The following is a 22,450-nucleotide window of genomic DNA, read 5'->3' as shown; positions in this document are numbered from 1 at the left end:
AGAGATTGGTTGGAGGCAGGGGCGAGAATCGAACTCGCGAATAAAGGATTTGCAGTCCTCCGCCGTACCACTGAGCCACCCTGCCGTTATCAACCACTTACATAAGGGGATTATCCCTTTTAAACCTGGAGCGGGTAACCGGGCTCGAACCGGTGACCTCGACCTTGGCAAGGTCGCGCTCTACCAACTGAGCTATACCCGCGAAGAGGGCGAATATTGCCTTCTGTTCAGGCGTTGTCAAAGGGGATCGTGGTTTTACAGTGAAAATGCAGGGTCTGATTTGCCAGTGATAAGGTTTCTGTTTCGATCCGATGGATTGGTTGGAGGCAGGGGCGAGAATCGAACTCGCGAATAAAGGATTTGCAGTCCTCCGCCGTACCACTGAGCCACCCTGCCGTTATCAACCATGAAGAAAAAAAAGGGGGGCGCTGCCCCCCTTTAATCTGGAGCGGGTAACCGGGCTCGAACCGGTGACCTCGACCTTGGCAAGGTCGCGCTCTACCAACTGAGCTATACCCGCGAACGGCGCGAATAATGGCGAATGATCGGGTGGTGTCAAGCATTGACTTTCGGGATGAAAGTAGATCAGATTGTATCTCATGGCCTGCAGTCGATATGACGATATCCACCCGATGTGTCAGGCCCTGATCTTATCCAGCAATATCCATAACCAACTACCGGGAGATGTCTCTTGATCGATATACAGCAACGCAAGATCTACATTCTTGATACCAATGTGCTGGTGCACGACCCGAATTCCCTGCAACACTTCGATGAGCATGATGTTGTGCTGCCGATTGTGGTGCTCGAAGAGATGGATAAGGTGAAGAAGGGTCTGGATGAACTGGCCCGAAATGTGCGCGAGGCTTCACGCCAGCTCGATGAGTTGAGTGAGGCGTGCGATGACCTTTCAAAAGGGTGTGAGTTGCCTGGAGGCGGCAGGCTCTTTTTTGAAATGTCTCACCAGAAGGCGCTGGACCTGTTGCCGGAGTCTCTGGCCAGAGGTGGTGGTGATAACCGGATTATCGCGGTCTGCCTGTCGGTAAAGCAGGAGCATCCTGATCGTCAGGTCATTCTGGTATCCAAGGATATCAATCTGCGTGTCAAAGCGCGTGCTCTCGGGCTGAAAACTGAAGATTACCGCTCCGATCGTGTGATCAGCGATCTCTCCATTCTGCCAAGCGGCAAGGTTCGTCTGGATGAAGAGGTCTGGACGGCAATGGCTGAAGGAATGGAGATGCTGGAGCATGACCGCGGCAATCACTTTGTGGTTACCTGGCCTGAAGGGATGGATATGCCATTTCTTAAATCATTCGTGGTTCTTCCCGGTGAGCGCGAAATTGCCATGCATTGCACCCAGATCGATGAGAATCGCAGGGTACATCTGTGCGATATCACCTCATACCGTACAGAGCGGCATGCCATCTGGGGCATTCAGGCCAGAAACCTTGAGCAGAACATGGCGATGAACCTGTTGATGGATGCCGAGCTCGATCTGGTCGCGATGCTGGGGCTTGCCGGTTCCGGTAAAACCCTGCTGGCGCTTGCAGCAGGTCTGCATCAGACGCTGGATATGGGCTTGTATGAGAAGATTCTGGTTACCCGCGCCACCGTTCCTATGGGGCAGGATATCGGCTTCCTTCCGGGTACCGAGCGTGAAAAACTGGAGCCGTGGATGGGTGCAATTACCGACAACCTCTCCATCCTGCTTGGCGATGAAGCCCAGAATATCGGCGATGTCCTGGGCCAGCACCGGATCGAGATTGCCGCACTCTCCTTCGCACGAGGGCGAACTTTTACGAAGACATGGCTGATTGTAGATGAGGCGCAGAACCTGACGCCGCACCAGATGAAAACGATTGTAACGCGTATGGGTGAAGATTCGAAAATTATCCTGCTGGGTAACAATGCACAGATCGATACGCCATATCTCACCGCGCACACCAATGGCCTTACGCTTGCAGTGTCAGCCTTTGCCGGCTGGGAGCATGCCGGACATATCGCACTGAAGGCGAGTGAAAGGTCAAGGCTTGCCGCCAAGGCTGTCGAAGTTCTTTAACAGGGCGAGCTGGATATTACCCGGGACTTTACGATTCAACAGGGGTTCTGAGCCAGGTGAACGCATCATCCTTGGTTTTCACCACTTTCATGATCTTGCTGCTGGAAAGCAGGTTCCGATAGGCGACATACATTCTGGCAAGGCCAAAGGTGAGCGGTGAGGTTGCAATGATGGCGAGCCTGGTCTGTACCCCCTCGACATCCGATTGATGAGAGAGCTTGCTGAGCTCAATGATCCCTTTTGTTGTCAGGTTGATTTCGGCGGCGTGACTGAAGTCGAGCAGCTCGTCGTAGTTGTGGTATTCGCTGTCGCACCGGTACTCCTGCAGGTAACTGCTGAGCGCAGCAATGAGATCCTGGTCTGACACGTGGCCGTCCCAGGTGGTAATAATCACTCTGTGCTCTCGATCAACGTAGTGTTTGGCGGTCATCTCATCCCATTGTAATGCATACGCGCATCACGTCCCTTCAGTTGTCTTGAAATATAGTATAGACCAGAAAATGGGAGCTGCCAGTCAGATTGCCCCGGTTGGCGCGTGGGTGATGAAAACAGCAAGATAGAGAATGGTGCCCGCGACCATCGGGTGTTTCATCAGATTCTTGAATTCAACCATGCTCTCCTCCTTGTATAACCTGTCTGGCTGGGTGCGATCATAATGGAGGGGTGATTGCTGGATGTAAGACCTGTCACAATTGCTTGTCCCGCATGCAACAAGGCGTTTTAAAGCAGAAGGGGCGTTTGTGGCCAGCTGTTGCTTGAACCGAGAAAATGAACCCACGCCTCATCTGGTCGGCGATATTCTGCAAGTTGCAGTGCGAGTACATGCAGGTCTGCATCGGAGATGTCGCTGGTTTGCTGCTGGCGCGCTTTGATTCTCTCCCTTAACAGGGAGGGCTCTATATCCAGCCAGTAGAAGTAGGGTGGTGTGTCACAGGTATCGGCGAGTGCTTTAAGCCGCCGGCGTGAATCAGGATGGATAAATGTTGCATCGAGGATGACCGGGAAGCCCGCATCAAGGGCGGTATTGGCAGCAGCAAACATGGCCCTGTAGGTGAGTATATGCATCTCCCGGCTGTAGAGCTCCAGCTCAGGGTATAGCGGGGCAATCCGTTTGCGTGTGGCATCGCTGCGAATGATGACCGCGCGCTCAATGCCACAGCCGATGAGCGCCAGGTGGCTCTTGCCGCTACCGGAGAGGCCGGCGACTGCGAACAGGTTGCCCCTGCGTGATTCGGTGTATTGCAGGGCCAGGTCAAAATATTTTGCCGCTTCGTCAAGTTGTGCCTGACGCTGAGGGCCATCCAGTTCATCAGCCAGCAGGCAGGCTACCTTGCCGCGTACCGAGGCGCGGTAGAAGAGGTAGAGCGGCAGTAGTTCAAGACCATCGTAATCACCCGAAAACTCAAGGTAACGGGAGAGAAAGCGCATGCCCAGATCGGCTCTTCCGTGGGCATCGCAATCCATGATCAGGAATGCCACATCATTCATGGTATCGATGGTGGCAAAGTCATCATTGAACTCAATACAGTCGAACAGGCGCGGGCGATCATCAATCAGGGTGATATTTTTCATATGCAGATCGCCATGGCAGTGGCGAATGCATCCTTTACGCTGACGAATTTCAAGCAAGTGCTGCAGTGGTGGCAGCTCCTCTTCTGCAAATTGCATTAAGACTTCGATCGTCTGCCTGTTCAAACCGCTCTCCAGATGCCTTGATGCTGAATTCAGGTTCGTTTCGATATGGGATCTGAGCAGCCCGATATGATCGATATCGTAATTGGGTTCGGACTCGGCATGAAATTCTGCGGTATCGGCAGCGAGCCGGTCCATCCATGCTGCATTGAAGCTGTCTGATGCAAGTCTTTGATCGAGCAGGTCATTCTGGGAGAAACGGCGCATTTTCAGGCAGTAATCGACAATGTTTCCACGCTCCCCGAATGAATAGTTACCGTGCTCTTCGCTGACCGGAACGGTATCGATATAGATTTCCGGCGAGATCCTGCGATTGAGCTCCAGCTCCCGTTCACAGAAATATTTGCGTTTGGCGAGTGTGGTGAAATCAAGAAAGCCGAAGTCGACCGGTTTCTTGAATTTATAGGCGTAGTCACCGGCCAGGATCACCCACGAGATATGGGTCTGGATCATCTCGATATGCGCTGCCGGATGCGGATAGATGGCAGGCTCGAAAAAAGGGCGGATATGGTCAGGGAGCTGTTCCATGTTTAATCCTTACCTTTAAACAAAACAGGCCCCGACAAAAGCCGGGGCCTGAAAGTTGTGCAGCAACAAAAAAATCAGCCGTTATGGATAAACATGCCACGGTTGATATCACCAATGCTGATCATGCCGACAAGCTTGCCATCATCGACAACCGGGATTCGACGCAGGTTCTTCAGGCCCATATAAGAAGCTGCTTTCAGCACCGGAGTGTCGGAGGCGACGGTCATCGGATCGGGTGTCATGACATCCCTGATCTTCATGCACATGACACGCTTATAATTTTCTTCCATATCCTCGAAATCGCGAGCGGTTTTTGCGTCATGGATATACTCGCCGAAATTCGGATACAGCGGCAGCATGGTGTCGCGAATGGTGACGATGCCGATCAGCTTGCTCTCATCTTTGTCATCAACCACAGGCAGCGAGCCACAGCGGCGCATAACCATTTTTTGCGTTGCATCGTGCAACGAGTCGCCTGCCTTGCAGGTTAGACTGCCCCGAGACATTACATCTGAAACTTTCATGATTCCCCCTAACAATCGAAACTTTCCATAATGCGTCTGCATTACAGTGGCGAGCATAGACCCATTTTTCATTTTGTGCACCCGCTTTATCAGCAAGTAATCAGTTGACAGTCTAGTGCGAAACGGTATTGTTCCGCGCCCATATCAAGGGCAGTTGAGAGGCTGCAAGGAGCAAGTAAACGTGGCAAACCATGCATCTGCACTGAAACGTGCACGACAGGATCAGAAAAAACGTCTGCAGAACCGCACGCAGAAATCTTCTATGCGTACTGCAATCAAGAAGGTACTGGCTGCTGTTGATGCCGGCGACAAAGAGAACGCAACTGTTGCACTGCGTGAGGCTACTTCGCTGATCGATCGTGCCGGCCGCAAGAACCAGATTCATTCCAATCAGGCAGCCCGTCGCGTCTCCCGCCTGAATGCAAAGGTTAAAGCGATCGCCTGATAGCGCGCATCCGATTTTCTAAAGCCCGTCCGACTATTTGTCCGGCGGGCTTTTTTTTGTTCCTGATAATGTAGGGTTCGTTCAGCGGAATCCGGAATGGAGTTTAGGAGAGCGAATGAAAATCCTGATCATTGGCGCATCGCGCGGCATCGGCCTGGAACTGGTGAAACAGGCAATTGATGCAGGACACTATGTAACGGCTTTAATGCGTGACAAGTCGGTATTCGACGACCACCCGCATAAACGGCTGAAGGTGCGACAGGGGGATATCCATACCCGTAAGATCGTTGAGGGGGCATGCGTCGGGCAGGATGCCGTGTGCATTACCGTGGGTATGGTTCCATCCAGCAAACCGGTCAACCTCTTCTCTGAAGGGAGCAGGAATGTTCTGAGCGGCATGAAGCGTGCCGGGGTCAAACGGCTGCTGGCGGTAACCGGAATCGGCGCAGGCGATAGCGAAGGCCATGGTGGTTTTCTTTACGACAAAGTGACGCGTCCGGTTTTGCTGAAACATCTATATGACGATAAGAACCGTCAGGAGGAGATCATCCGGGCAAGCGATTGCGACTGGACCATTATTCGCCCTGCACTGCTGACCAGAACAGCCAAAACAGGTAACTATCGCGTGTTAACCGACCTGACGGGCGTTAAGGCGGGAAAGATCTCGCGTAAAGATGTTGCCCATTTCATGCTGGGAGAACTGGAGCATCCCGAGTATATTCACCAGACACCGCTGCTGACCTACTGATTCAAAGGCGGTACGCTTTTCAGGCTTGAATCAGCGTCCCAGTGCCTTGATCTCTTTGGCCGCCTTTTTAGCGATATTGGATGCCGCCTCCAGCTGATCCACCAGTGCAGAGTCGATTGCTGCTTCAATCAGCAGGGCCAGCTCTTCGTAATGCTCGGCGCTCAGGATTGAGCTGGCATCGTCCGGAATTATTTTCTTGAACGATTTAACAACATGGTGTGCATGTTTTGACTGGCTGGATTCCATAAATGTTCTCCCGATACTTCCGATTAAAATGACGATGGCAGAGCGTCTTTGCTGAACAGTTCGGCGGCACTTCCCACCAGTTTCGGATCGGGTGGAAGAACCACTTCCGGATCTTTGTCAGGGTAGGGCAGGCTGTTAAGTATGTAGCGCATACAGTTGATGCGGGCACGCTTTTTGTCATTCGACTTGATCACGGTCCATGGAGCATCGGCGGTGTCGGTATAGAAGAACATAGCCTCTTTCGCTTCTGAATAGTCATCCCACTTGTCCAGCGAAGCGATGTCGACAGGGCTCAGCTTCCACTGTTTGAGAGGATCCTGCTTGCGAGACTGGAAACGGCGCAGCTGCTCATCACGCGATACGGAGAACCAGAATTTGAAAAGTTTGATGCCGCTGCGAACCATCAGGCGCTCCAGTTCAGGGGTCTGGCGCATGAATTCCAGGTAATCGGTGGGCGAGCAGAAGTTCATCACCCGCTCAACACCGGCACGGTTATACCAGGAGCGGTCGAAGAGCACGATTTCGCCCTCGGTTGGCAGGTGTTGAATGTAGCGTTGGAAATACCACTGTCCCTGCTCGCGGTCATTCGGTTTTTCCAGTGCAACAACATGGGCGTGACGAGGATTGAGGTGTTCATTAATACGTTTGATGGTGCCGCCCTTGCCGGCGGCATCGCGCCCTTCGAAGATCATGACAATCTTCTGGCCTGAATCACGAACCCAGTTCTGCATCTTCAGAAGTTCGATCTGCAGCTTGTTTTTCTCTTCCTCGTAATCGGCATTTTTCAGTTTCTCTTTGTACGGATATTCACCGCTCTTGAAACTTTGCAGGAGGGCCGCTTTCGATGAGAGATCCAGCTTCTCATCCAGCGCTTTCGCAGCCGCTTTCGGCTCCTTGTTTAACTCCAGGACATTATTCTCTTCCTGTGTTTTAGCGGTTGTCATGGCAAGCCCTCCTAAAGGACTTGGCATTATATCGAATGATTCTGGCGAATCAATGATAGCGACTCAGCGTGTGACTTATTGGTTCAGTCATCCCCTTTGCCGGGAACAAGATCGGGATTGGCGGCCCTGAAGCCGAAGAAAACGCCGATGATGGCAAGTGGTATGCCAAGCCCCCACAGTATCTTGTCGCCAGCCTCAGCCCGGTATTCAAACAGTATCAGGACGCCGAACAGGCAGACGCCGAAAATAATAATGTCCATAACCCGGGTACTCTTTTTCATAAATAATCACTCCAAATGACCGATTGGCCGCCATGGTAACCGCCCCGGGATACATTGAAAACAGAGCTGTTCGGCAGAACTCCCTGCTCTCCTCTGTGCGATTCGGGGTGGCCCAAACAGGCATTTATTGTGAATTAAGGTTTTATTCATCTCCTGTCACCATTATGCTGCGTGCGCGTCAGAGCTGAACGCCGAACACATGGAGTACTGTTTGTCCGAGAATATCCGCGAGATACCTTACAACTACACCTCATATTCAGATCGGGAAATTGTCATCCGCTTTTTGGGCGAGGATGCATGGGATGATCTGAATGTGCTGCGTACCCAGCGGCGTACCGGCCGTTCCGCCCGTATGCTGTTCGAGATTCTCGGCGACCTCTGGGTGGTGGAGCGCAATGTGTTTCTGCGTAACGACCTTCTGAATAACCAGAAACGGCGCCAGCAGATGCATCAGCGCCATTACGACCGACTGGCGCGCATCACCAAGGGTGCTTCGGACAATCCGCGTGCCCAGAAGGTGGCGGCCTGCACCGGCCGTATGCTGGAAGATTTTTATACATGGTTCGACCAGGAGCCGGTCAAACGAAAAAAGGCTCGCCGTGCTTTTGCCAGACACACCCACCCGAACAATGTTCATTTCGATGCGTTTACGCTGACCCATCATGCCACTGATGCCACCGATTGGCGTCACCATGCACCGTTCTGTGTGTTAACCCCCGATTCGGCCGATGAGATCCCGGGATTGATCCGTGCGGTCGCCGAACTGGAGCTGGTGGTCATTCCACGTGGCGGCGGTACAGGCCTCTGTGGCGGCTCGGTACCGCTCTCCAATAATGCGGTAATGATCAACCTGGAAAAACTGGATTTTATCGGTGATGTCGAAACAAATGATGTCGGTAAGATGGGTAAAGTAGCCACGATCAAGGCAGGTGCTGGTGCGGTTACAGGCAAGGTGATGGAGGCGAGTCTCCCCAATGTGTTTGCTACCGATCCGACCAGTCTATGGGCTTGCACCATCGGTGGTAATGTCGCCTCCAATGCCGGCGGCAAACATGCAGTGATATGGGGAACCTGTGTCGATAACCTGCTCAGCTGGAAGATGGTGACCGCAGAGGGTAACTGGCTTGAGGTTACCCGCATGAACCACAATATGGGCAAGGTGCATACCGAGAAGGAGGTGGAGTTTCACCTCGTGCATACCGATTCGATATCCGGCCACAGGATCAGCGAAGAGAAGCTGCTGCTTCCCGGTTCGGTATTCCGGAAGGAGGGTCTCGGCAAGGATGTTACGCGCAAGGCAATGGGTGGTCTTCCCGGTATCCAGAAAGAGGGTACTGACGGGCTGATTGTTGAAGCGACATTCGTACTGCATCGTCCGTTTGCGGTCACGCGTACCGTCTGCTGTGAATTTTTCGGTCAGGAGCTCTCCGATGCGACCAAAGCGATGGTCGATATCAAACACCATGTTGATGGATTGCCGGAAGCCCATCTGGAAGGGCTCGAACATTTCGACGAAAAGTATGTCAAGGCGATAGAGTATATCTCCAAATCGACCCGTCGAGAGGCGCCACGTGTTGTCCTGCTGATCGACGTTTCCGGTGATGATGAGGCTGCTGTCGGCAGTGCCTGCGCCGATATCTGCCGCATTACCTCCAAGGGCAATGGCGAAGGCTTTGTGGCCATTACACCTGCCGACCGTAAACGCTTCTGGGGCGATCGTGGCCGTATGGCAGCTATCGCACGCCACACTCGGGCCTTCAAACTCAATGAAGATGTGGTGATTCCTCTCGATCGCCTCTCCGAGTACAACGATTACGTTGAACATTTGAATATCGAGAACTCGATCACCAACAAGAAGGAGGCGCTGGAGTCGATTGCCGCCTATCTTCACAATGCCCGTGACCGCATCAGCGGCAACCGGCTGGAGACAAGCGACCTGGATCTGGATGATGATCCATACCTGACCGAAAAGCTGGACGGCTGCCTGAAACTGATCGCCACAACGCGTGAGAACTGGTGTCGCCTTCTGAAAAAACTGGATGAGCCGGCCAAAGAGGTGGCGCATCTTCTTGAGGGGATCGAATACAAGCGCAATGAATCTCTTTTTCGGGTGATCCAGCGCGGTGCCAAGCGCATCTCCTATCGCAATGAGGTGGAGGGGCCACTCTGCGACATGCTGCGGGGCCATGAATCGCTGACCGAAGGCGTGAAGAAGGCGCATAAGCAGGCGCTTTCGGGCCGAATTGTGGTCGCCACCCATATGCACGCAGGCGATGGTAACGTACATACCAATATTCCGGTCAACTCGAACGATTACCCCATGATGAAGAAGGCGCACCGTGTGGTGGAGAAGGTGATGGCCAAGGCGGTGGAGCTCGGTGGCGTGATCTCCGGTGAGCACGGAATAGGCATCACCAAGCTTGAATACATGGACAGGGAGTTGCTGAAGGAGACGGCTGATTACCTCAAGCGCGTCGATCCCGATCACCTCTTTAACCGCGGTAAGCTGATGCCCGATACAGATCTGCAGCTTAGCTATACGCCGAGTTTCAACCTGCTGAAGATGGAGTCGATGATTCTTGAGGCGGCGGATCTGACCGAGCTCTCCGATGAAATCTCACCCTGCCTGCGCTGTGGAAAGTGCAAGCCTGTCTGCAATACGCATTTTCCGCGCGCCAATATGCTTTACAGCCCTCGCAACAAGATTCAGGCGACCGGTGCGATGATCGAGGCATTTCTTTACGAGTCGCAGACCGGATCGGGAATCTCGTTCGAGCAGTTCTCCGGCATGCAGGATCTGGCCGATCACTGCACAATCTGCCACAAGTGCGAAACACCGTGTCCGGTCAATATCGATTTCGGCCATGTCACCGAAAACATGCGCGCGCTGCTGAAATCCAAGGGGCAGGCGAAGATGAACCTCGGTTCGAAGCTCTCGTTGATGTTCCTTACCCTGCAGAACCCCAATGCCGTCCGCTTTATGCGCGAGACTGTGATTCGCTGGGGTTATTCGGGCCATCGCATGCTTAACAGGCTGGGCAGAATGAGCGGGCTGGTGCGTAATACTCCGGCAGCGAGCCGTAACCTCGAAGGCGTACAGGCCCAGGTGATTAATTTTATTGAACGGCCACTACCGGCTCTCAAGGCTGGCACTGCACGCCAGCGGCTCGGTATCGAGTCGAGCGACAAGAACATGATTCCGGTTCTTCGCGATCCCAACAAGGCCAATGGACGGGCGGTATTCTACTTCCCCGGCTGTGGCTCGGAGCGACTATTCTCAGAGGTTGGGTTGGCTACACAGGCGATGCTTTTCGATCTCGGCGTCAATGTGGTGCTTCCTCCCTCCTATCTCTGTTGTGGTTACCCATCAACGGCCAGCGGCGACCATGAGCAGGGTGACAAGATTTCATACGACAACAGGGTGCAGTTTCACAGGATCCGCAATGCGCTCTCCTATCTCGATTTCGAGGCGGTGATTGTTTCCTGTGGTACCTGTTACGACCAGTTGACCAAGTATGAACTGGAGCAGGTTTTCCCCGGGGCACCACTGATTGATATCCACGAATACCTGATGGAGCAGGGTGTGAAAACCGAGCGAGTAAGCGGTGCAGAATACATGTATCACGTGCCTTGCCACTCTCCGCTGAAACGTCACGGCAGCAAGGCGGCGATTGAGTCGCTGCTGGGTCAGGATGCGGTGAAATCGGAAGAGTGTTGCGGCGAAGCGGGCACCATGGCGGTGGCGCATCCGGCTATTGCCGGCAAGATCCGCACCCGCAAGGAAGAGCAGATGGAGCTCGCGCGCGCCCAGTTGCCCGGCAAAGGGGAGCAGAAGGTGCTTACCTCCTGCCCGTCGTGTCTGCAGGGCCTCTCGAGACTGGAGGGGCAGAGCGGAGTGCAAGCCGACTACATCGTCATTGAACTGGCCCGCCATCTGCATGGTGAAGAGTGGCAGAAGCAGTTCATTAAGAAGGTGAAGAGCGGCGGCATTGACCGCGTACTAATGTAATCATGCCGGCTGCAAGGCTGCTGCTGATCGCATGCCTCTTTTCGCTGGCAGCCTGTGCCAGCGGACCACCGAGAAATGTTGATAATGCCTGCGCCATATTCAAAGAAAAGGATGACTGGTACGAGTACAGTTACGACTCATTCAAGAAGTGGGGCGTGCCGGTACACGTGCAGCTGGCAATTATCTGGCAGGAGTCCCGTTTCCGCGCTGATGCCAAGGCCCCTAGGGATTATCTGCTCGGCTTTATTCCATTTGGTCGCAAATCCGATGCCTACGGTTATGCGCAGGTGAAGGATGATACCTGGGATTGGTACAAGGATAAGGCTGGCAGCTGGGGAGCCGATCGCGATGATTTCGAGGATGCCACCGACTTTATCGGCTGGTATGGCAACTACTCCTATAAAACACTCGGAATCTCCAAATGGGATGCCTACAACCAGTACCTTGCCTATCACGAAGGACACGGCGGCTGGAAACGCAAAACCTATAATAGAAAACCGTGGCTGATTCAGGTGGCCAAGAAGGTGAAGGCGAAGGCCTCGATCTACAGTGCCCAGCTCAAACAGTGCCAAAATGACCTGGATCGTGGCGGATGGTTCTGGTGAGTAATCACAATGCATCAGAGCTTGAAATGAACCGGGGCTGACTACCCTTGCCGGCATCGTATGCCGGAAATGAAAGGGCCCGGATCAACCGGGCCCAGTCTGTTTTTTTATACGTTGGAGTTATCTTCCACTGGGGTGTCACCATTGCTCTCGGGTGCTTCCTCAGGGGCTGCCTCTTCATCAGCCGGGGCTGCTTCTTCATCAGCCGGGATTGCCTCTTCAGTAACAGCAGCATCGGCTTCATCAGCTGCTGCAGAAGTTTCTACTGCCGCAGGTGCTTCAGCTACAGCTTCTGATGCAGGAGCGGTACTGCTTGCGTCATTGTTTCCGCTGCAGGCAGACAGTGTCATGGCCGCAACAGCAGCGAGTACCAACAGGTGGAGCTTATTCATATCTTTTGTGTCCTTGAAGGGCGCGTGTACGCCAAATAATTCCCCCACGGGGAGGCCGCACTGTAGGGTCAAAAAAATCACAGTGTCAACTGGGATATTTGGGGCTCTGTGCCGGGTTGATACAGCAGCAGATAAGCGCGATGCCGGTTATTCGGAGTGCAGCAGGAGTGACAGCAAGAGGGCGAGTAGCAGTATCCAGAAAAGAACCACGAAAACTGCCGCGCTCCTGTTTTTTGGCAGCCGTATCGGATTACGGATCGCCTCATCACGACACGCTTTCCAGACATGGTCTGGGATCAGGTATATGGCGAGCCAGATGCCGGCAGATACCAGCAGCAGGTCATCAAGGTAACCGATCACCGGGATGAAATCTGGAATCAGATCAATGGGTGAGAGTGCATAGGCGACAACCGCGGCGGCAATCATGCCGGCCAGCCATGGTGTTTCAGGATGTCGGGCAGCAAGATAGAGTGCCTGCAGGTTGGTTTTGAGTTCGCCAGCCCATGCCCGCAGCCGGGCTCTTATATTACGCCTCTCCATCTTCGATAATGGTGCAGACAATCGAGCGGCTCTTACGGGGACCATCAAACTCGCAGAAGAAGATATTCTGCCAGCGCGACAGGCCAAGACGCCCATCGATCAGCGGAATGGTTTCCGAGGGGCCGACAAGCCCCGCCTTGAGGTGCGAGTCGCCGTTGCCATCCTGCTGATCGTGCAGCCAGATCCCCCTGGGGATCAGTTTCTGCAGCAGGTGAACCACATCACCCTGCACACTCTCATCCCAGTTCTCCTGAATCATTATGGCGCAGGTTGCTCCCTGTGCATAGACGGTAACGATACCGTTTTTGATGCCTGATTCGTGCACCATGGCCTCAACCTGATGTGTGATATCAACCAGCTGCTCACGGCGATCGCTGGAGATCTGAATCGTAGAGCGCATGCCTTCTCCTGAAACAAGTTTCTTCCTTTGCCATATTATAGTCCAATATGGAGAGTGTCATTTTATGAATGCCACGATTATATCCCGCCGCGGAGTATCCGAGTGAGCCTGTTGCAGCTGTACCCAGGGCAGCGGATGTGCGACCTGAAGGGGCTTTACCTCGGATTGAACCTGCACAGGCAGGCTGCCGACGGAGATCTGCTGATCTACTCGAACTACATCGCCAGTCTGGATGGACGCATTTCACTGACACTCGATCACGAGCACGACACCGAGGTTCCCTCAGCCATCATCAACAAACGCGACTGGCGCCTCTATCAGGAGCTGGCTGCACAGTGCGATGTCATGATTACCTCAGCCCGCTATTTCAGGCAGCTGGATCAGGGCAAAGCTCAGGATCTGCTGCCGGTGGGGCAGGAGCCTGAGTATGCCGATCTTGTGCAATGGCGAGAGCAGAACGGGCTCAAACCTCAGCCCGCTGTGGCTATTCTCTCTAATAGCCTTGATATTCCTGTAGCTTCGCTGGAAACATTGGCCGGACGACGGATTCTGATCTTCACCGGCATAGATGCCGATGGCTCGAAAGTTGTCCCGCTGGAAGAGGCAGGGGCCGAAGTGATTGTTATGGAGAGTGCCGAGGTATCAGGCACAGAGTTGAAAGCCGCGCTATCAGGGCTTGGTTATCGCAGCGCCTACATGATCGCAGGCCCTAAAGTGCACCGCACCCTGCTTGCCGACAGGGCAGTCGATTACCTCTTTCTCACAACCCGCTTGCGCTTGATTGGCGGCTCTGGCTTTGACACCATTCTGACCGGGGATATAGGGAATGCTCTCGACATGCATCTGTGCACGCTCTATCTGGATCAGGATGAGACAACTGCACAGCTCTTCTCACAGTTTGCGTTGCATGAGGATTAACAGAGGTTCATATTATCCGACCCGGGCCATGGAAGGCGCGGTCAGGCATGTTGCCTGATTGGGAGGATTGATGCTGCAACGGATTGGCTTTAGCGGATTGGGAGTTATATTGGCGGTGCTGTTCTGGCCCGCTGAGGCACTGCTGCATGTTATTGTCTATGGCGATGAGAGTTTTCTGGAAAACCTGCTCAGTGGCGATGCCAATGAAACCTGGATGCGCTTGATGATTTCCTCAACCCTGATCGGCTTCGGCTTTTTCGCACAGCGCGCATTTGGCCGGCAAAAATCCCTCCAGACGCGGTTGCAGAAGAAGAGCGAGCGGTTGCAGGAAATTATCGACCGCAGCTACGATGCCTATGTCAGCGCTGATGAAGGTGGGAATATCATTGAGTGGAACCGCAGTGCCGAAATTCTGTTCGGCTGGCCACGTCAAAAGATTATCGGCAAACCGCTTGAGACCATAATTCCGGAGCGTATGCGTGAAGAGCATCGGCGTGGCATGCGCCAGTATCTGGAGAATAATATCGGTTCCTGGCTTTATAAGCCGATGCGGACTCAGGCACTGCATCGCGACGGTTTCGAGTTTAATGTCGAGATGGTGGTCACGCCGCTAAACAGCGAAGGCTCCATCGAATTCTTTGCCTTTATCCGCGAACAGACGGACTGAAACTTCCCCTCATTATCAAGGAGTATAGATGATTAACCTCTACGGCATTCCCAATTGCGATAGCATGAAAAAGGCGCGCAAATGGCTGCATGAGCATGCTGTCGATTACACCTTCCATGATTATAAAAAGGAGGGGGTGGATGCTGCCCGGCTTTCTGGATGGGTGGAGAGGGTGGGCTGGGAGCCACTGCTTAACCGGCGCGGACTTACCTGGCGTAAGCTGCCGGATGCAGCTAAAGCTGATCTCGATGAGGTGCGTGCAGTCGCGTTGATGCAGGAGTTTCCCTCAATGATCAAACGACCTGTTCTTGTTGTTGGTAAACGAATAGAGGTGGGCTTCTCTGAGCAGCGCTATAGTGAAATCTTTCAGTGAGTTCGCACCAGCATAGAAAAATCACGATCCCCGGACCTGTCGGGGGTCTGCAGGCACTTTATCATCCTGGAGAAGAGGGGAAGCCAGCGGTCGTGGTCTGCCACCCGCATCCGCAATTTGGCGGCACAATGCGCAACAAGGTTGTCTACTGGATGGCCCGCGCCTTTGAGGGGCAGGGGTGCTCCGTGCTGCGTTTCAATTTCCGCGGTGTCGAGGAGTCTGAAGGAGCGTGGGACGAGGGTCGTGGTGAAGCTGATGATGCCAGGGCGGCACTTGAGTGGATATCTCAGATGCATCCTGATGAAGCCCTCTGGCTGGCCGGTTTTTCGTTTGGATGTTATGCAGGGCTTCAGGCGGCGAGAACGGATAGCCGCGTATGCCATATGTTTGCCGTTGCACCGGCAGTAAACTACTGGTCATTCGCATTTATGCGGGGTGAGACGCGCCCGGTAACGGTGATTTCAGGAACCGATGACGAGATCGTCCCGTTTGAACGGGTCAGGACCAGTGTAAGGGGTAAACCGCACATCCACTTTTATGCCATTGAAGGGGCGGGACACTTTTTTCCGAACCACATGCCGCAGATGACCGAAGCGCTGCTCAAGGATGCCTTCGGCAATCATTAGACCTCTCTCCTATTTTACACTCTTGATCAGGGTGCCCGGAGCCGGTTTTTCATCTACGCCCAAGCCATTGAGCGCAGCCAGCTTTTCAGCGGTAAAGCGGCCGAGCAGATTGTTTCGCTGTGCTGCCAGACTTTGCCATGAATCGCCTGCCTTCCACTTGTAAATTGTAATCTTCGGAATATCCCCGTCTTTGACTTTGTCGTAGCGGCGGAAACTGTTGGCAATCTGACTGAACTGGTCGACATAGTTGTTAAACTGATCGCGATCGCTCCACATCGAAAGCATGTAAGCCTTTCTGCCGTCAATAAAGACATGTGCATCAATCATGGCCTGACTGACCTTGGGAGCAGACTGACGAACCTGCCCGTGCGCATATGGCATACCGCTTCGAACACCCTTCTCAAGCTTGAGGATATGTCTGTCGGTGAACATTCTTTTCACAATCTCTTCAGCCGTCAGCCGCTTCTGCATCTCATTCATGGTGAGCATAAAATAGACATCCTTCTGCCGGATACGGGCTGTCAGTGCCATGGGAGAGTTGGTGATCACCCAATCCTTTGGAAAGGCAAGCTGAATGCCCAGCTCCGGATGCAGGAAGCGGCGCCCGACTACCGCACCCTGTTCGGCACTGTCGCCATAGGCATACCCATCGACTGCGGCCAGCAGTGCTTCCCTGTTGACCATGCCGGTGCGACCCTGCAGTGCGGAAGCATTGGCGATAGCCTCTTCAATACGCTGGGATGTTTCAGGGTGCGAAGCGAATGCGCCGTGATATTTCTCGACCTTTTCGCCTGCATCGGTCCTCTCTTTGGTGTCGATATCATCCAGCCGTTTCAATGTTTTCAGAATGCCGATCGTCGCTTTCGGATCGTAACCGGCCCTGGTCAGGTAACGGATCGACAGCTCATCGGATTGCAGTTCGGCATCTCGGCCATATCCCTGCAAGATGGCAGTGGCCATCAGATCACTGACCATTCCGGCAGCTTGCGGAATCGGAACAAAGATTGAGGTGATCATCATGCCTGTCTGATAGGCGCGAGCCTTGGAAATCTGCTGCACCGAGTGGCGGGCGGTGACATGGCCCGCCTCATGCCCCAGCACGGCAGCCAGTTCCGCTTCATTGTTCATGTGGTTGATCAGCCCACGATGGATGAAGATATAACCGCCGGGCAGCGCGAATGCATTAATGGTGTCGTCATCAACGACATGGAAGCGGAAAAAGAGATCCTTGCGATCTGCCGTGGCGGCAACTCTCTGTCCGACCGAGTCGACATACCTGGCCAGCGGATCGGAATCAGGAAGCAGGACCATGTTTTTTCTCATCTCGGCAAACACCTGTTTACCGATGGCCAGTTCCTCCTCCTCCGTCATCATGACGAAGTCCTGCTGGCCTGTGGCTGGATTGGTTGCACAGGCAGAGAGCAGGCATATCAGAACTGTCAGGACGATGTGGTTGAATTTCATCTTTAGGCCTCCTGATATTTCATGCGTGAACGGGGCTGGGTTGAGTCATACTATTCCAGATCGTAGGGGGAGTGCAAAGCTAGAAATAGTCCGCCATTAGATGAAGTGCGTATTTTTCCCCGCACCATGACGAGTTGTCCCTGCTCCACAATACTCGATGCCCTGAACCACTTTCTGCTGCTTCGCGGCACTGTGACGGTCAGCTTTCCAAGCTGAAACCGCCACTTCTCTACCGTTTTGGCTTCACCGCGAATCAGGTGGAACTGGCCGATATGCCTGTCTGTGACATTGTCGGCATCAAGAACAGCGAAGGTGTCGGTTTTCCAGATGCCGCGTCTGGCATTGCGTGCCTCTGCTTCCGCTTTCAGAAGCCTTTCACTCCACCTGAAATTTGGAGCGAAGGTGTAAACGTGGGCCATGCCACTGCGCAGAAGCTGTTCGTTTATCCAGATGCCATTTCGCAAGTAAATCTGGGCCAGGGTGCGATCATAACTGTCTTTCATGTCCCGATCGGTTTTAAGACGAACCGTTTTGCCGGATATCAGCTGTTCAAGAAGTCGTTTTGCCTCGCCACCGAGTGGCTGTCCGGGCTCTTCGTTGTGGGCCACTTCGGGGGTGTTGATGCCGAGCAGGCGAATTTTTTCACCAGTTGTGGTGCGGAAGGTGTCGCCGTCGAATACTTTGTCGACCTCCACCCATCGTGACTGACTGACAACCGAGAGGGTGCCGGCATGCGCGCTGCCTGCTGCGAATAGCAGCAGCGCGACAAGCGTGTTAACCGTTTTTAGTAACAAGGCTTCCTACAAGCTCTGAATAGGAGGCAAGGCCGTGGCGCTGCAGGTATTCGGAGAGGCCATCAAGCAATTTTCCGCACATCAGGGGATCGTAGAAGAGTCCGGTGCCGATGCCGATGGCATCAGAGCCTACAACTGCAAATTCAATGGCATCCCTGGCACAGGTAATGCCTCCCTGGCCGAGAATAGGGATGCTCTGTTTTGCTGCAATGGCGCGTGTCTGGTGAATCTTCCAGAGAGCCACCGGCTTGATAGCGGGTCCCGAGAGACCGCCGGAGATATTGTCGATGACCGGTTTGCGTTTCTCGATATCCACCGCCATGCCGACCAGCGTATTGATCACAGAGAGTCCGTCACTGCCCGCCTCAATGACCAGCCGTGCGGTTTCAGCGATATCGGCACTGTTGGGTGAGAGTTTGGTGATCAGAGGCTTCTTTGTCATCGGGCGCATCGCCTCAACGACACGGGCTGCCATGCAGGGATCGTTGCCGAAATGGACACCCCCCGCCTTAACGTTGGGGCAGGAGATATTGATCTCGATTGCCGTGACCGGTGAATCATCAAAAATGCGTGCCACCTCGGCATACTCTTCGGGTGAAGTGCCGTTTGCATTGGCCCAGAACTGGGTTTCGTGATGTGGCAGTCCGGGAAGAATATGCTCCACCACGTAACGGGCACCCGGATTCTGTAGCCCGATCGCATTTAGCATGCCGGACGGGGTCTCGTAAACGCGGTGTGGTGCATTTCCCATGCGCGGCTCCACCGTGGTTCCCTTGAGGATGACGGCGCCGATGTCACGATTGTCCCAGCCCTCGACACGGGTGTACTCTTCTCCGAAGCCAACACAGCCAGAAAGCAGGACGAGCGGAGTCTGAAGCGTAAGGCCGGCAAAGGAGACGGAAAGATCAGGTGTATTTGACATGGGGCAATGCTAACCTGATCGTATGTTGCAGCCTAGCTTGTTTGTGACGTCTGCCATAGCATTGGATGAGATTCAGACCTGCATTGCCGGCAATGGTGGTCAAGTCGTATAAGGATTGTGTCGATGAATGAAACCGAGTTGAAGAGCAATCTCTCCATGCGTAAAGGCATCCGCTGGAAGCTGATGATAGCCGGGGCCGGCACCATCGTCGCAATTGTATCGCTGCTGACTGTGCTGCAGGTAGCCAGCCAGAAAGAAGTCATGAAAAAGTCGCTTGATGCTCACACATCTTTCCTCAAGGCACAGATGGATAAAAAAGCGGACAGGGCATCTGTGCAGATGGCCGGCCATCTGACCGATCTTGTCGCAACCTTTCGATTGTCGCTTGCCTACCAGTATGTCAGTGAACTGGTGCGCGATGTTGATGATCTTAAATATGTGATCCTGATGCAGGAGGATCAGCCCAAAATTGCGTTTGGCCCCAATCTGAGCAGTGAAATCAGGCAGGAGATTCTCAGGGGGCATGCATCCGAATTTGCAGTTAGTCAGACCGGGAGCATCAAACACGACTTTGTCGTTGGTGATCTGGCCTTTATGGAATCGATCGTGCCGATCCGGATAGAGGGTGAGCAGTGGGGCGTTCTCCGTCTCGGGTTTTCACTGCAGGAGCTGAACCAGTCGCTGAAAGAGTCGGAGGCCTATGTCGCGGAAGAGATCAATAACCTGGTACTGCAGGCAACACTGACAGCGCTGCTTTTTCTGTTCGTTGGCTCGATTCTGGTCTACTTTCTGGCTGGCATGTGGACGCGTCCGATTAGGCAACTGGTGGCCTTTTCCCATGAGATCGCCAATGGTGATTTCGATGCCACGCCGCATATCAGCACAAGGACCAATGATGAGATCGGTGTGCTTGTATCCTCGCTGGAGGAGATGGCAGCCAGCCTTCGCGAATCCTATGCCAAGCTGGAAGATCACAGCCTGTTGCTGGAGGAGCAGGTCGAGATTCGCACCAGGGAGCTTGCCGAGGCGCGTGACAAGGCCATTGCCGCCACGCAGTCAAAAAGCGAGTTCCTGGCCAATATGAGCCATGAGATCCGTACGCCGATGAATGCCGTGATCGGGCTGACCCACCTGACGCTAGATCGTGAAACCGACAAACAGCAGCGCAACTACCTGACGAAAACGCTTGAGGCATCCGAGGTGCTGCTCTCCATTATCAATGACATTCTTGATTTCTCCAAGATCGAGGCGCATAAAATGGAGCTGGATCGGATCGATTTTGAAATGGATGAGGTGATGCACAATCTCGCCAGTATCGGTGGTGTACGCGCCAGTGAGAAGGGACTCGACTTCCTGATCGATTTCCCTCCGCATATGCCTCGGCTGAATGGAGATCCGCACCGGCTTGGCCAGGTGCTTCTGAACCTGGTGAACAATGCGGTTAAATTTACCGAAGAGGGGCAGGTTATCGTTTGTGCCCGCCTGCAGCAGTCCGATGTTTCCGGCCATTTGATCCGTTTTACCGTGACCGATACCGGCATCGGTCTTACCGAGGAGCAGCAGTCCAGGCTATTCCAGGCATTTACCCAGGCCGACAGCTCGATTACCCGCCGCTTCGGAGGTACGGGCCTCGGTCTTGCCATCTGCAAGCAGCTGGTTGAGATGATGCACGGTGAGATCGGCCTGGACAGCGTTGAAGGCAAGGGTAGCAGCTTCTATTTCACTGCCCGGTTTGAGGCAGCAAAGGAGAGTGAATCACAAACATTCGATGTTCCCCACGAACTGCAGAGGCTACGTACTCTGGTTGTCGATGATAATCCTACATCCAAGCTCATTCTCTCACGCTTTATCGAAAGCTTCGGCATGCGACCGGAGTGTGTCTCGACTGTGAAAGAGGCAGCCAAAGAACTTAAAGCGGCTGATGATCCATATGGTTTGATGATTGTTGATTGGACACTGGAAGAGACACAGGGTCTTGAAACACTGGGCCTGATTAAGAAGGCAGCCAGAGTAAAAGCGTTTCCACCGGTCATCCTGACTGCCAACTACGGACAGAGCATTTCTGATGAAGATGCCAGGGCGGCAGGGTTTGCGATAACGCTGTTAAAACCCGTGACTGCCTCCTCGATTCTGGAGTCGATCGTATCCGTATTCGGTTACAATAATGTAAGTGAACAGACGCAGGAGCAGGAGAAGAGCGCAGGCAAGAGTGTGAGCCTGCATGGCGCAAGGCTACTGCTGGTCGAGGATAACCCGATTAACCAGATGGTGGCCGAAGGGCTGTTGATGCGGGCCGGTGTAAGCCTGTTTGTGGCCCATAACGGTCAGGAGGCTATCGATGCTGTACGCAGTGACAGCTTTGATGGGGTACTGATGGATATGCAGATGCCGGTCATGGATGGCCTTGAGGCAACGCGTATTATCCGCTCGGAACCGGCGTTTGCCGATTTGCCGATCATCGCCATGACGGCCAACGTGCTGCCTTCAGATGTGCGAGACTGTTTTGAGGCTGGCATGAACGATCATATTGCCAAACCGATTGATCCTGCAGACCTCTACTCCAAGCTGGAGAAGTGGATCAGCAGCTTCCGGCTTGGTGAATCGGGGATCAGCCAGAGTATAGAAGGGGGTGGCCTGCCGAAGTTTGAGGGTATCGATACGGCCGATGGTCTAAGGCGTGTAGGTGGCGATCCGCAGCATTACCGCAACATTCTCGGCAAGTTTGTTGAGAGTCAGGGAGATGTGATTGCCGAGCTTCGACAGGCAATGGCTGGCGGTGATGGTGAGAAAGCGATCCGGTTGATGCATTCGCTCAAGGGTGTGGCGGGTAATATCGGTGCTAAAACGTTACATGCTGAGGCAGCTCGTCTGGAGGGGCTGCTTCAGGATGGTGGCACGATAGCAGAAGATGATTATTCCAGTGTTGAAAAAAGTATGGCAGAGGTCATTACATCAATAAGTAGCGGGATCGGGGGAGAGCAGGCGGAGATCGAGCCGGAGTTTCCCGAAGGTCAGGAGGAGGCCGTTGAGGCCGAGCTCAGTGGTGAGTTTGACCGTGAGCAGGCCGATGCCGTACTCGCACGCATGCGTGCTATGCTTGAGGATTATAACGGTGATGCGGTGGATCTGCTTGGTGAGCTTGAGGCTGTGCTGGCCAATACAGCCATTGCTGCGAAACTTCCGCGCATGAAAAAGTATCTCGACGGTTACGATTTCGACGCCGCACTGCTGCTGCTCGAAGGGGTTGAGCAGGATGTCAGGAAAGCCTGACAG

Annotated in this window: 22 protein-coding genes and 4 tRNA genes; 10 read left to right on the top strand and 16 right to left on the bottom strand. The window is 53.7% G+C overall.

The genetic code is table 11. The annotated features are described in order from the left end of the window. Positions 1 to 10: 10 nt before the first annotated feature. From Ga0123462_RS07650 to Ga0123462_RS07635, 4 genes are all read right to left on the bottom strand, one after another. Positions 11 to 85 (bottom strand) — tRNA-Cys (locus tag Ga0123462_RS07650). Between the two features lie 41 nt (positions 86 to 126). Next, positions 127 to 202 (bottom strand) — tRNA-Gly (locus Ga0123462_RS07645). A gap of 119 nt (positions 203 to 321) precedes the next feature. After that, positions 322 to 396 (bottom strand) — tRNA-Cys (locus Ga0123462_RS07640). Positions 397 to 444: 48 nt separating this feature from the next. Beyond that, positions 445 to 520 (bottom strand) — tRNA-Gly (locus Ga0123462_RS07635). Between the two features lie 171 nt (positions 521 to 691). On the opposite strand from Ga0123462_RS07635, the gene Ga0123462_RS07630 reads away from it, so the two are divergent. After that, complete coding sequence (locus tag Ga0123462_RS07630) at positions 692 to 2,059, top strand: PhoH family protein (RefSeq protein ID WP_100265766.1); 1,368 nt, start codon at positions 692 to 694, stop codon at positions 2,057 to 2,059. A gap of 28 nt (positions 2,060 to 2,087) precedes the next feature. On the opposite strand, the gene Ga0123462_RS07625 is transcribed toward Ga0123462_RS07630, so the two are convergent. The 3 genes from Ga0123462_RS07625 to Ga0123462_RS07615 all read right to left on the bottom strand — a co-directional run bounded on the left by Ga0123462_RS07625 (position 2,088) and on the right by Ga0123462_RS07615 (position 4,803). Further along, positions 2,088 to 2,489, bottom strand: a complete 402-nt coding sequence (locus Ga0123462_RS07625) for an STAS/SEC14 domain-containing protein (protein WP_100265765.1) — start codon at positions 2,487 to 2,489, stop codon at positions 2,088 to 2,090. Between the two features lie 290 nt (positions 2,490 to 2,779). Next, positions 2,780 to 4,279 carry a bifunctional aminoglycoside phosphotransferase/ATP-binding protein gene (locus tag Ga0123462_RS07620; protein ID WP_100265764.1) on the bottom strand — a complete coding sequence of 500 codons (1,500 nt, stop codon included), beginning with the start codon at positions 4,277 to 4,279 and terminating at the stop codon, positions 2,780 to 2,782. 74 nt (positions 4,280 to 4,353) lie between these two features. Further along, complete coding sequence (locus Ga0123462_RS07615) at positions 4,354 to 4,803, bottom strand: CBS domain-containing protein (protein WP_100265763.1); 450 nt, start codon at positions 4,801 to 4,803, stop codon at positions 4,354 to 4,356. A 181-nt stretch (positions 4,804 to 4,984) separates the two neighbouring features. Here Ga0123462_RS07615 and rpsT point away from each other — a divergent pair, with 181 nt between their 5' ends. Together rpsT and Ga0123462_RS07605 are read left to right on the top strand one after the other, a co-directional pair. After that, on the top strand, positions 4,985 to 5,248 hold the full coding sequence (gene rpsT, locus Ga0123462_RS07610; RefSeq protein ID WP_100265762.1) for a 30S ribosomal protein S20: 264 nt from the start codon (positions 4,985 to 4,987) through the stop codon (positions 5,246 to 5,248). Positions 5,249 to 5,363: 115 nt separating this feature from the next. Beyond that, positions 5,364 to 5,996: an NAD(P)-dependent oxidoreductase gene (locus Ga0123462_RS07605; RefSeq protein ID WP_100265761.1), complete on the top strand. Its 633-nt coding sequence runs from the start codon at positions 5,364 to 5,366 to the stop codon at positions 5,994 to 5,996. A 30-nt stretch (positions 5,997 to 6,026) separates the two neighbouring features. Here Ga0123462_RS07605 and Ga0123462_RS07600 read toward each other — a convergent pair whose 3' ends face one another. The 3 genes from Ga0123462_RS07600 to Ga0123462_RS11370 all read right to left on the bottom strand — a co-directional run bounded on the left by Ga0123462_RS07600 (position 6,027) and on the right by Ga0123462_RS11370 (position 7,467). Next, positions 6,027 to 6,242: a hypothetical protein gene (locus tag Ga0123462_RS07600; RefSeq protein WP_100265760.1), complete on the bottom strand. Its 216-nt coding sequence runs from the start codon at positions 6,240 to 6,242 to the stop codon at positions 6,027 to 6,029. Positions 6,243 to 6,265: 23 nt separating this feature from the next. Then, entirely contained in the window at positions 6,266 to 7,186 is a 921-nt protein-coding gene (gene ppk2 / locus Ga0123462_RS07595; protein WP_198507317.1) for a polyphosphate kinase 2, read from the bottom strand. Positions 7,187 to 7,269: 83 nt separating this feature from the next. Continuing rightward, positions 7,270 to 7,467, bottom strand: coding sequence for a hypothetical protein (locus Ga0123462_RS11370; RefSeq protein WP_157821311.1), 198 nt, complete (start codon positions 7,465 to 7,467; stop codon positions 7,270 to 7,272). A gap of 211 nt (positions 7,468 to 7,678) precedes the next feature. On the opposite strand from Ga0123462_RS11370, the gene Ga0123462_RS07590 reads away from it, so the two are divergent. Together Ga0123462_RS07590 and Ga0123462_RS07585 are read left to right on the top strand one after the other, a co-directional pair. Continuing rightward, positions 7,679 to 11,476 carry a DUF3683 domain-containing protein gene (locus Ga0123462_RS07590; RefSeq protein ID WP_100265758.1) on the top strand — a complete coding sequence of 1,266 codons (3,798 nt, stop codon included), beginning with the start codon at positions 7,679 to 7,681 and terminating at the stop codon, positions 11,474 to 11,476. Between the two features lie 2 nt (positions 11,477 to 11,478). Further along, positions 11,479 to 12,081, top strand: a complete 603-nt coding sequence (locus Ga0123462_RS07585; RefSeq protein ID WP_100265757.1) for a transglycosylase SLT domain-containing protein — start codon at positions 11,479 to 11,481, stop codon at positions 12,079 to 12,081. Positions 12,082 to 12,188: 107 nt separating this feature from the next. On the opposite strand, the gene Ga0123462_RS07580 is transcribed toward Ga0123462_RS07585, so the two are convergent. From Ga0123462_RS07580 to Ga0123462_RS07570, 3 genes are all read right to left on the bottom strand, one after another. After that, positions 12,189 to 12,473 (bottom strand): hypothetical protein, encoded by a 285-nt coding sequence (locus Ga0123462_RS07580; protein WP_100265756.1) that lies wholly within the window; start codon positions 12,471 to 12,473, stop codon positions 12,189 to 12,191. Positions 12,474 to 12,620: 147 nt separating this feature from the next. Beyond that, the gene (locus tag Ga0123462_RS07575; protein ID WP_100265755.1) at positions 12,621 to 13,013 is read right to left on the bottom strand and encodes a YkvA family protein; all 393 of its coding nucleotides are present in this window, start codon (positions 13,011 to 13,013) and stop codon (positions 12,621 to 12,623) included. After that, on the bottom strand, positions 13,000 to 13,413 hold the full coding sequence (locus Ga0123462_RS07570; RefSeq protein WP_100265754.1) for a secondary thiamine-phosphate synthase enzyme YjbQ: 414 nt from the start codon (positions 13,411 to 13,413) through the stop codon (positions 13,000 to 13,002). The genes Ga0123462_RS07575 and Ga0123462_RS07570 overlap by 14 nt, the downstream gene beginning before the upstream one ends. A gap of 102 nt (positions 13,414 to 13,515) precedes the next feature. On the opposite strand from Ga0123462_RS07570, the gene Ga0123462_RS07565 reads away from it, so the two are divergent. The 4 genes from Ga0123462_RS07565 to Ga0123462_RS07550 all read left to right on the top strand — a co-directional run bounded on the left by Ga0123462_RS07565 (position 13,516) and on the right by Ga0123462_RS07550 (position 15,997). Then, complete coding sequence (locus Ga0123462_RS07565) at positions 13,516 to 14,331, top strand: RibD family protein (protein WP_100265753.1); 816 nt, start codon at positions 13,516 to 13,518, stop codon at positions 14,329 to 14,331. Positions 14,332 to 14,401: 70 nt separating this feature from the next. After that, entirely contained in the window at positions 14,402 to 14,998 is a 597-nt protein-coding gene (locus Ga0123462_RS07560; RefSeq protein ID WP_100265752.1) for a PAS domain S-box protein, read from the top strand. A 28-nt stretch (positions 14,999 to 15,026) separates the two neighbouring features. Further along, positions 15,027 to 15,371, top strand: coding sequence for an ArsC family reductase (locus Ga0123462_RS07555; RefSeq protein WP_100265751.1), 345 nt, complete (start codon positions 15,027 to 15,029; stop codon positions 15,369 to 15,371). Further along, on the top strand, positions 15,368 to 15,997 hold the full coding sequence (locus Ga0123462_RS07550) for an alpha/beta hydrolase (protein WP_100265750.1): 630 nt from the start codon (positions 15,368 to 15,370) through the stop codon (positions 15,995 to 15,997). The genes Ga0123462_RS07555 and Ga0123462_RS07550 overlap by 4 nt, the downstream gene beginning before the upstream one ends. A 9-nt stretch (positions 15,998 to 16,006) precedes the next feature. Here the strand turns inward: Ga0123462_RS07550 and Ga0123462_RS07545 are convergent, their stop codons facing one another. The 3 genes from Ga0123462_RS07545 to Ga0123462_RS07535 are packed head-to-tail and all read right to left on the bottom strand — an operon-like array spanning position 16,007 to position 19,177. Beyond that, positions 16,007 to 17,461 (bottom strand): M48 family metalloprotease, encoded by a 1,455-nt coding sequence (locus tag Ga0123462_RS07545; RefSeq protein ID WP_100265749.1) that lies wholly within the window; start codon positions 17,459 to 17,461, stop codon positions 16,007 to 16,009. A gap of 50 nt (positions 17,462 to 17,511) precedes the next feature. Next, a complete protein-coding gene (locus Ga0123462_RS07540) occupies positions 17,512 to 18,255 on the bottom strand; it encodes a thermonuclease family protein (RefSeq protein WP_100265748.1) in 744 nt (247 codons plus the stop codon). Then, the gene (locus Ga0123462_RS07535) at positions 18,236 to 19,177 is read right to left on the bottom strand and encodes a dihydroorotate dehydrogenase (protein WP_100265747.1); all 942 of its coding nucleotides are present in this window, start codon (positions 19,175 to 19,177) and stop codon (positions 18,236 to 18,238) included. Before Ga0123462_RS07535 ends, Ga0123462_RS07540 begins: the two co-directional genes overlap by 20 nt. 123 nt (positions 19,178 to 19,300) lie before the next feature. On the opposite strand from Ga0123462_RS07535, the gene Ga0123462_RS07530 reads away from it, so the two are divergent. Then, positions 19,301 to 22,447 (top strand): response regulator, encoded by a 3,147-nt coding sequence (locus Ga0123462_RS07530; RefSeq protein WP_100265746.1) that lies wholly within the window; start codon positions 19,301 to 19,303, stop codon positions 22,445 to 22,447. The last annotated feature ends 3 nt before the right edge of the window (positions 22,448 to 22,450 follow it).

Source organism: Mariprofundus ferrinatatus (assembly GCF_002795825.1).
Taxonomy (GTDB): Bacteria; Pseudomonadota; Zetaproteobacteria; order Mariprofundales; family Mariprofundaceae; genus Mariprofundus; species Mariprofundus ferrinatatus.
This window is presented reverse-complemented; position numbering and strand designations above follow the sequence as displayed.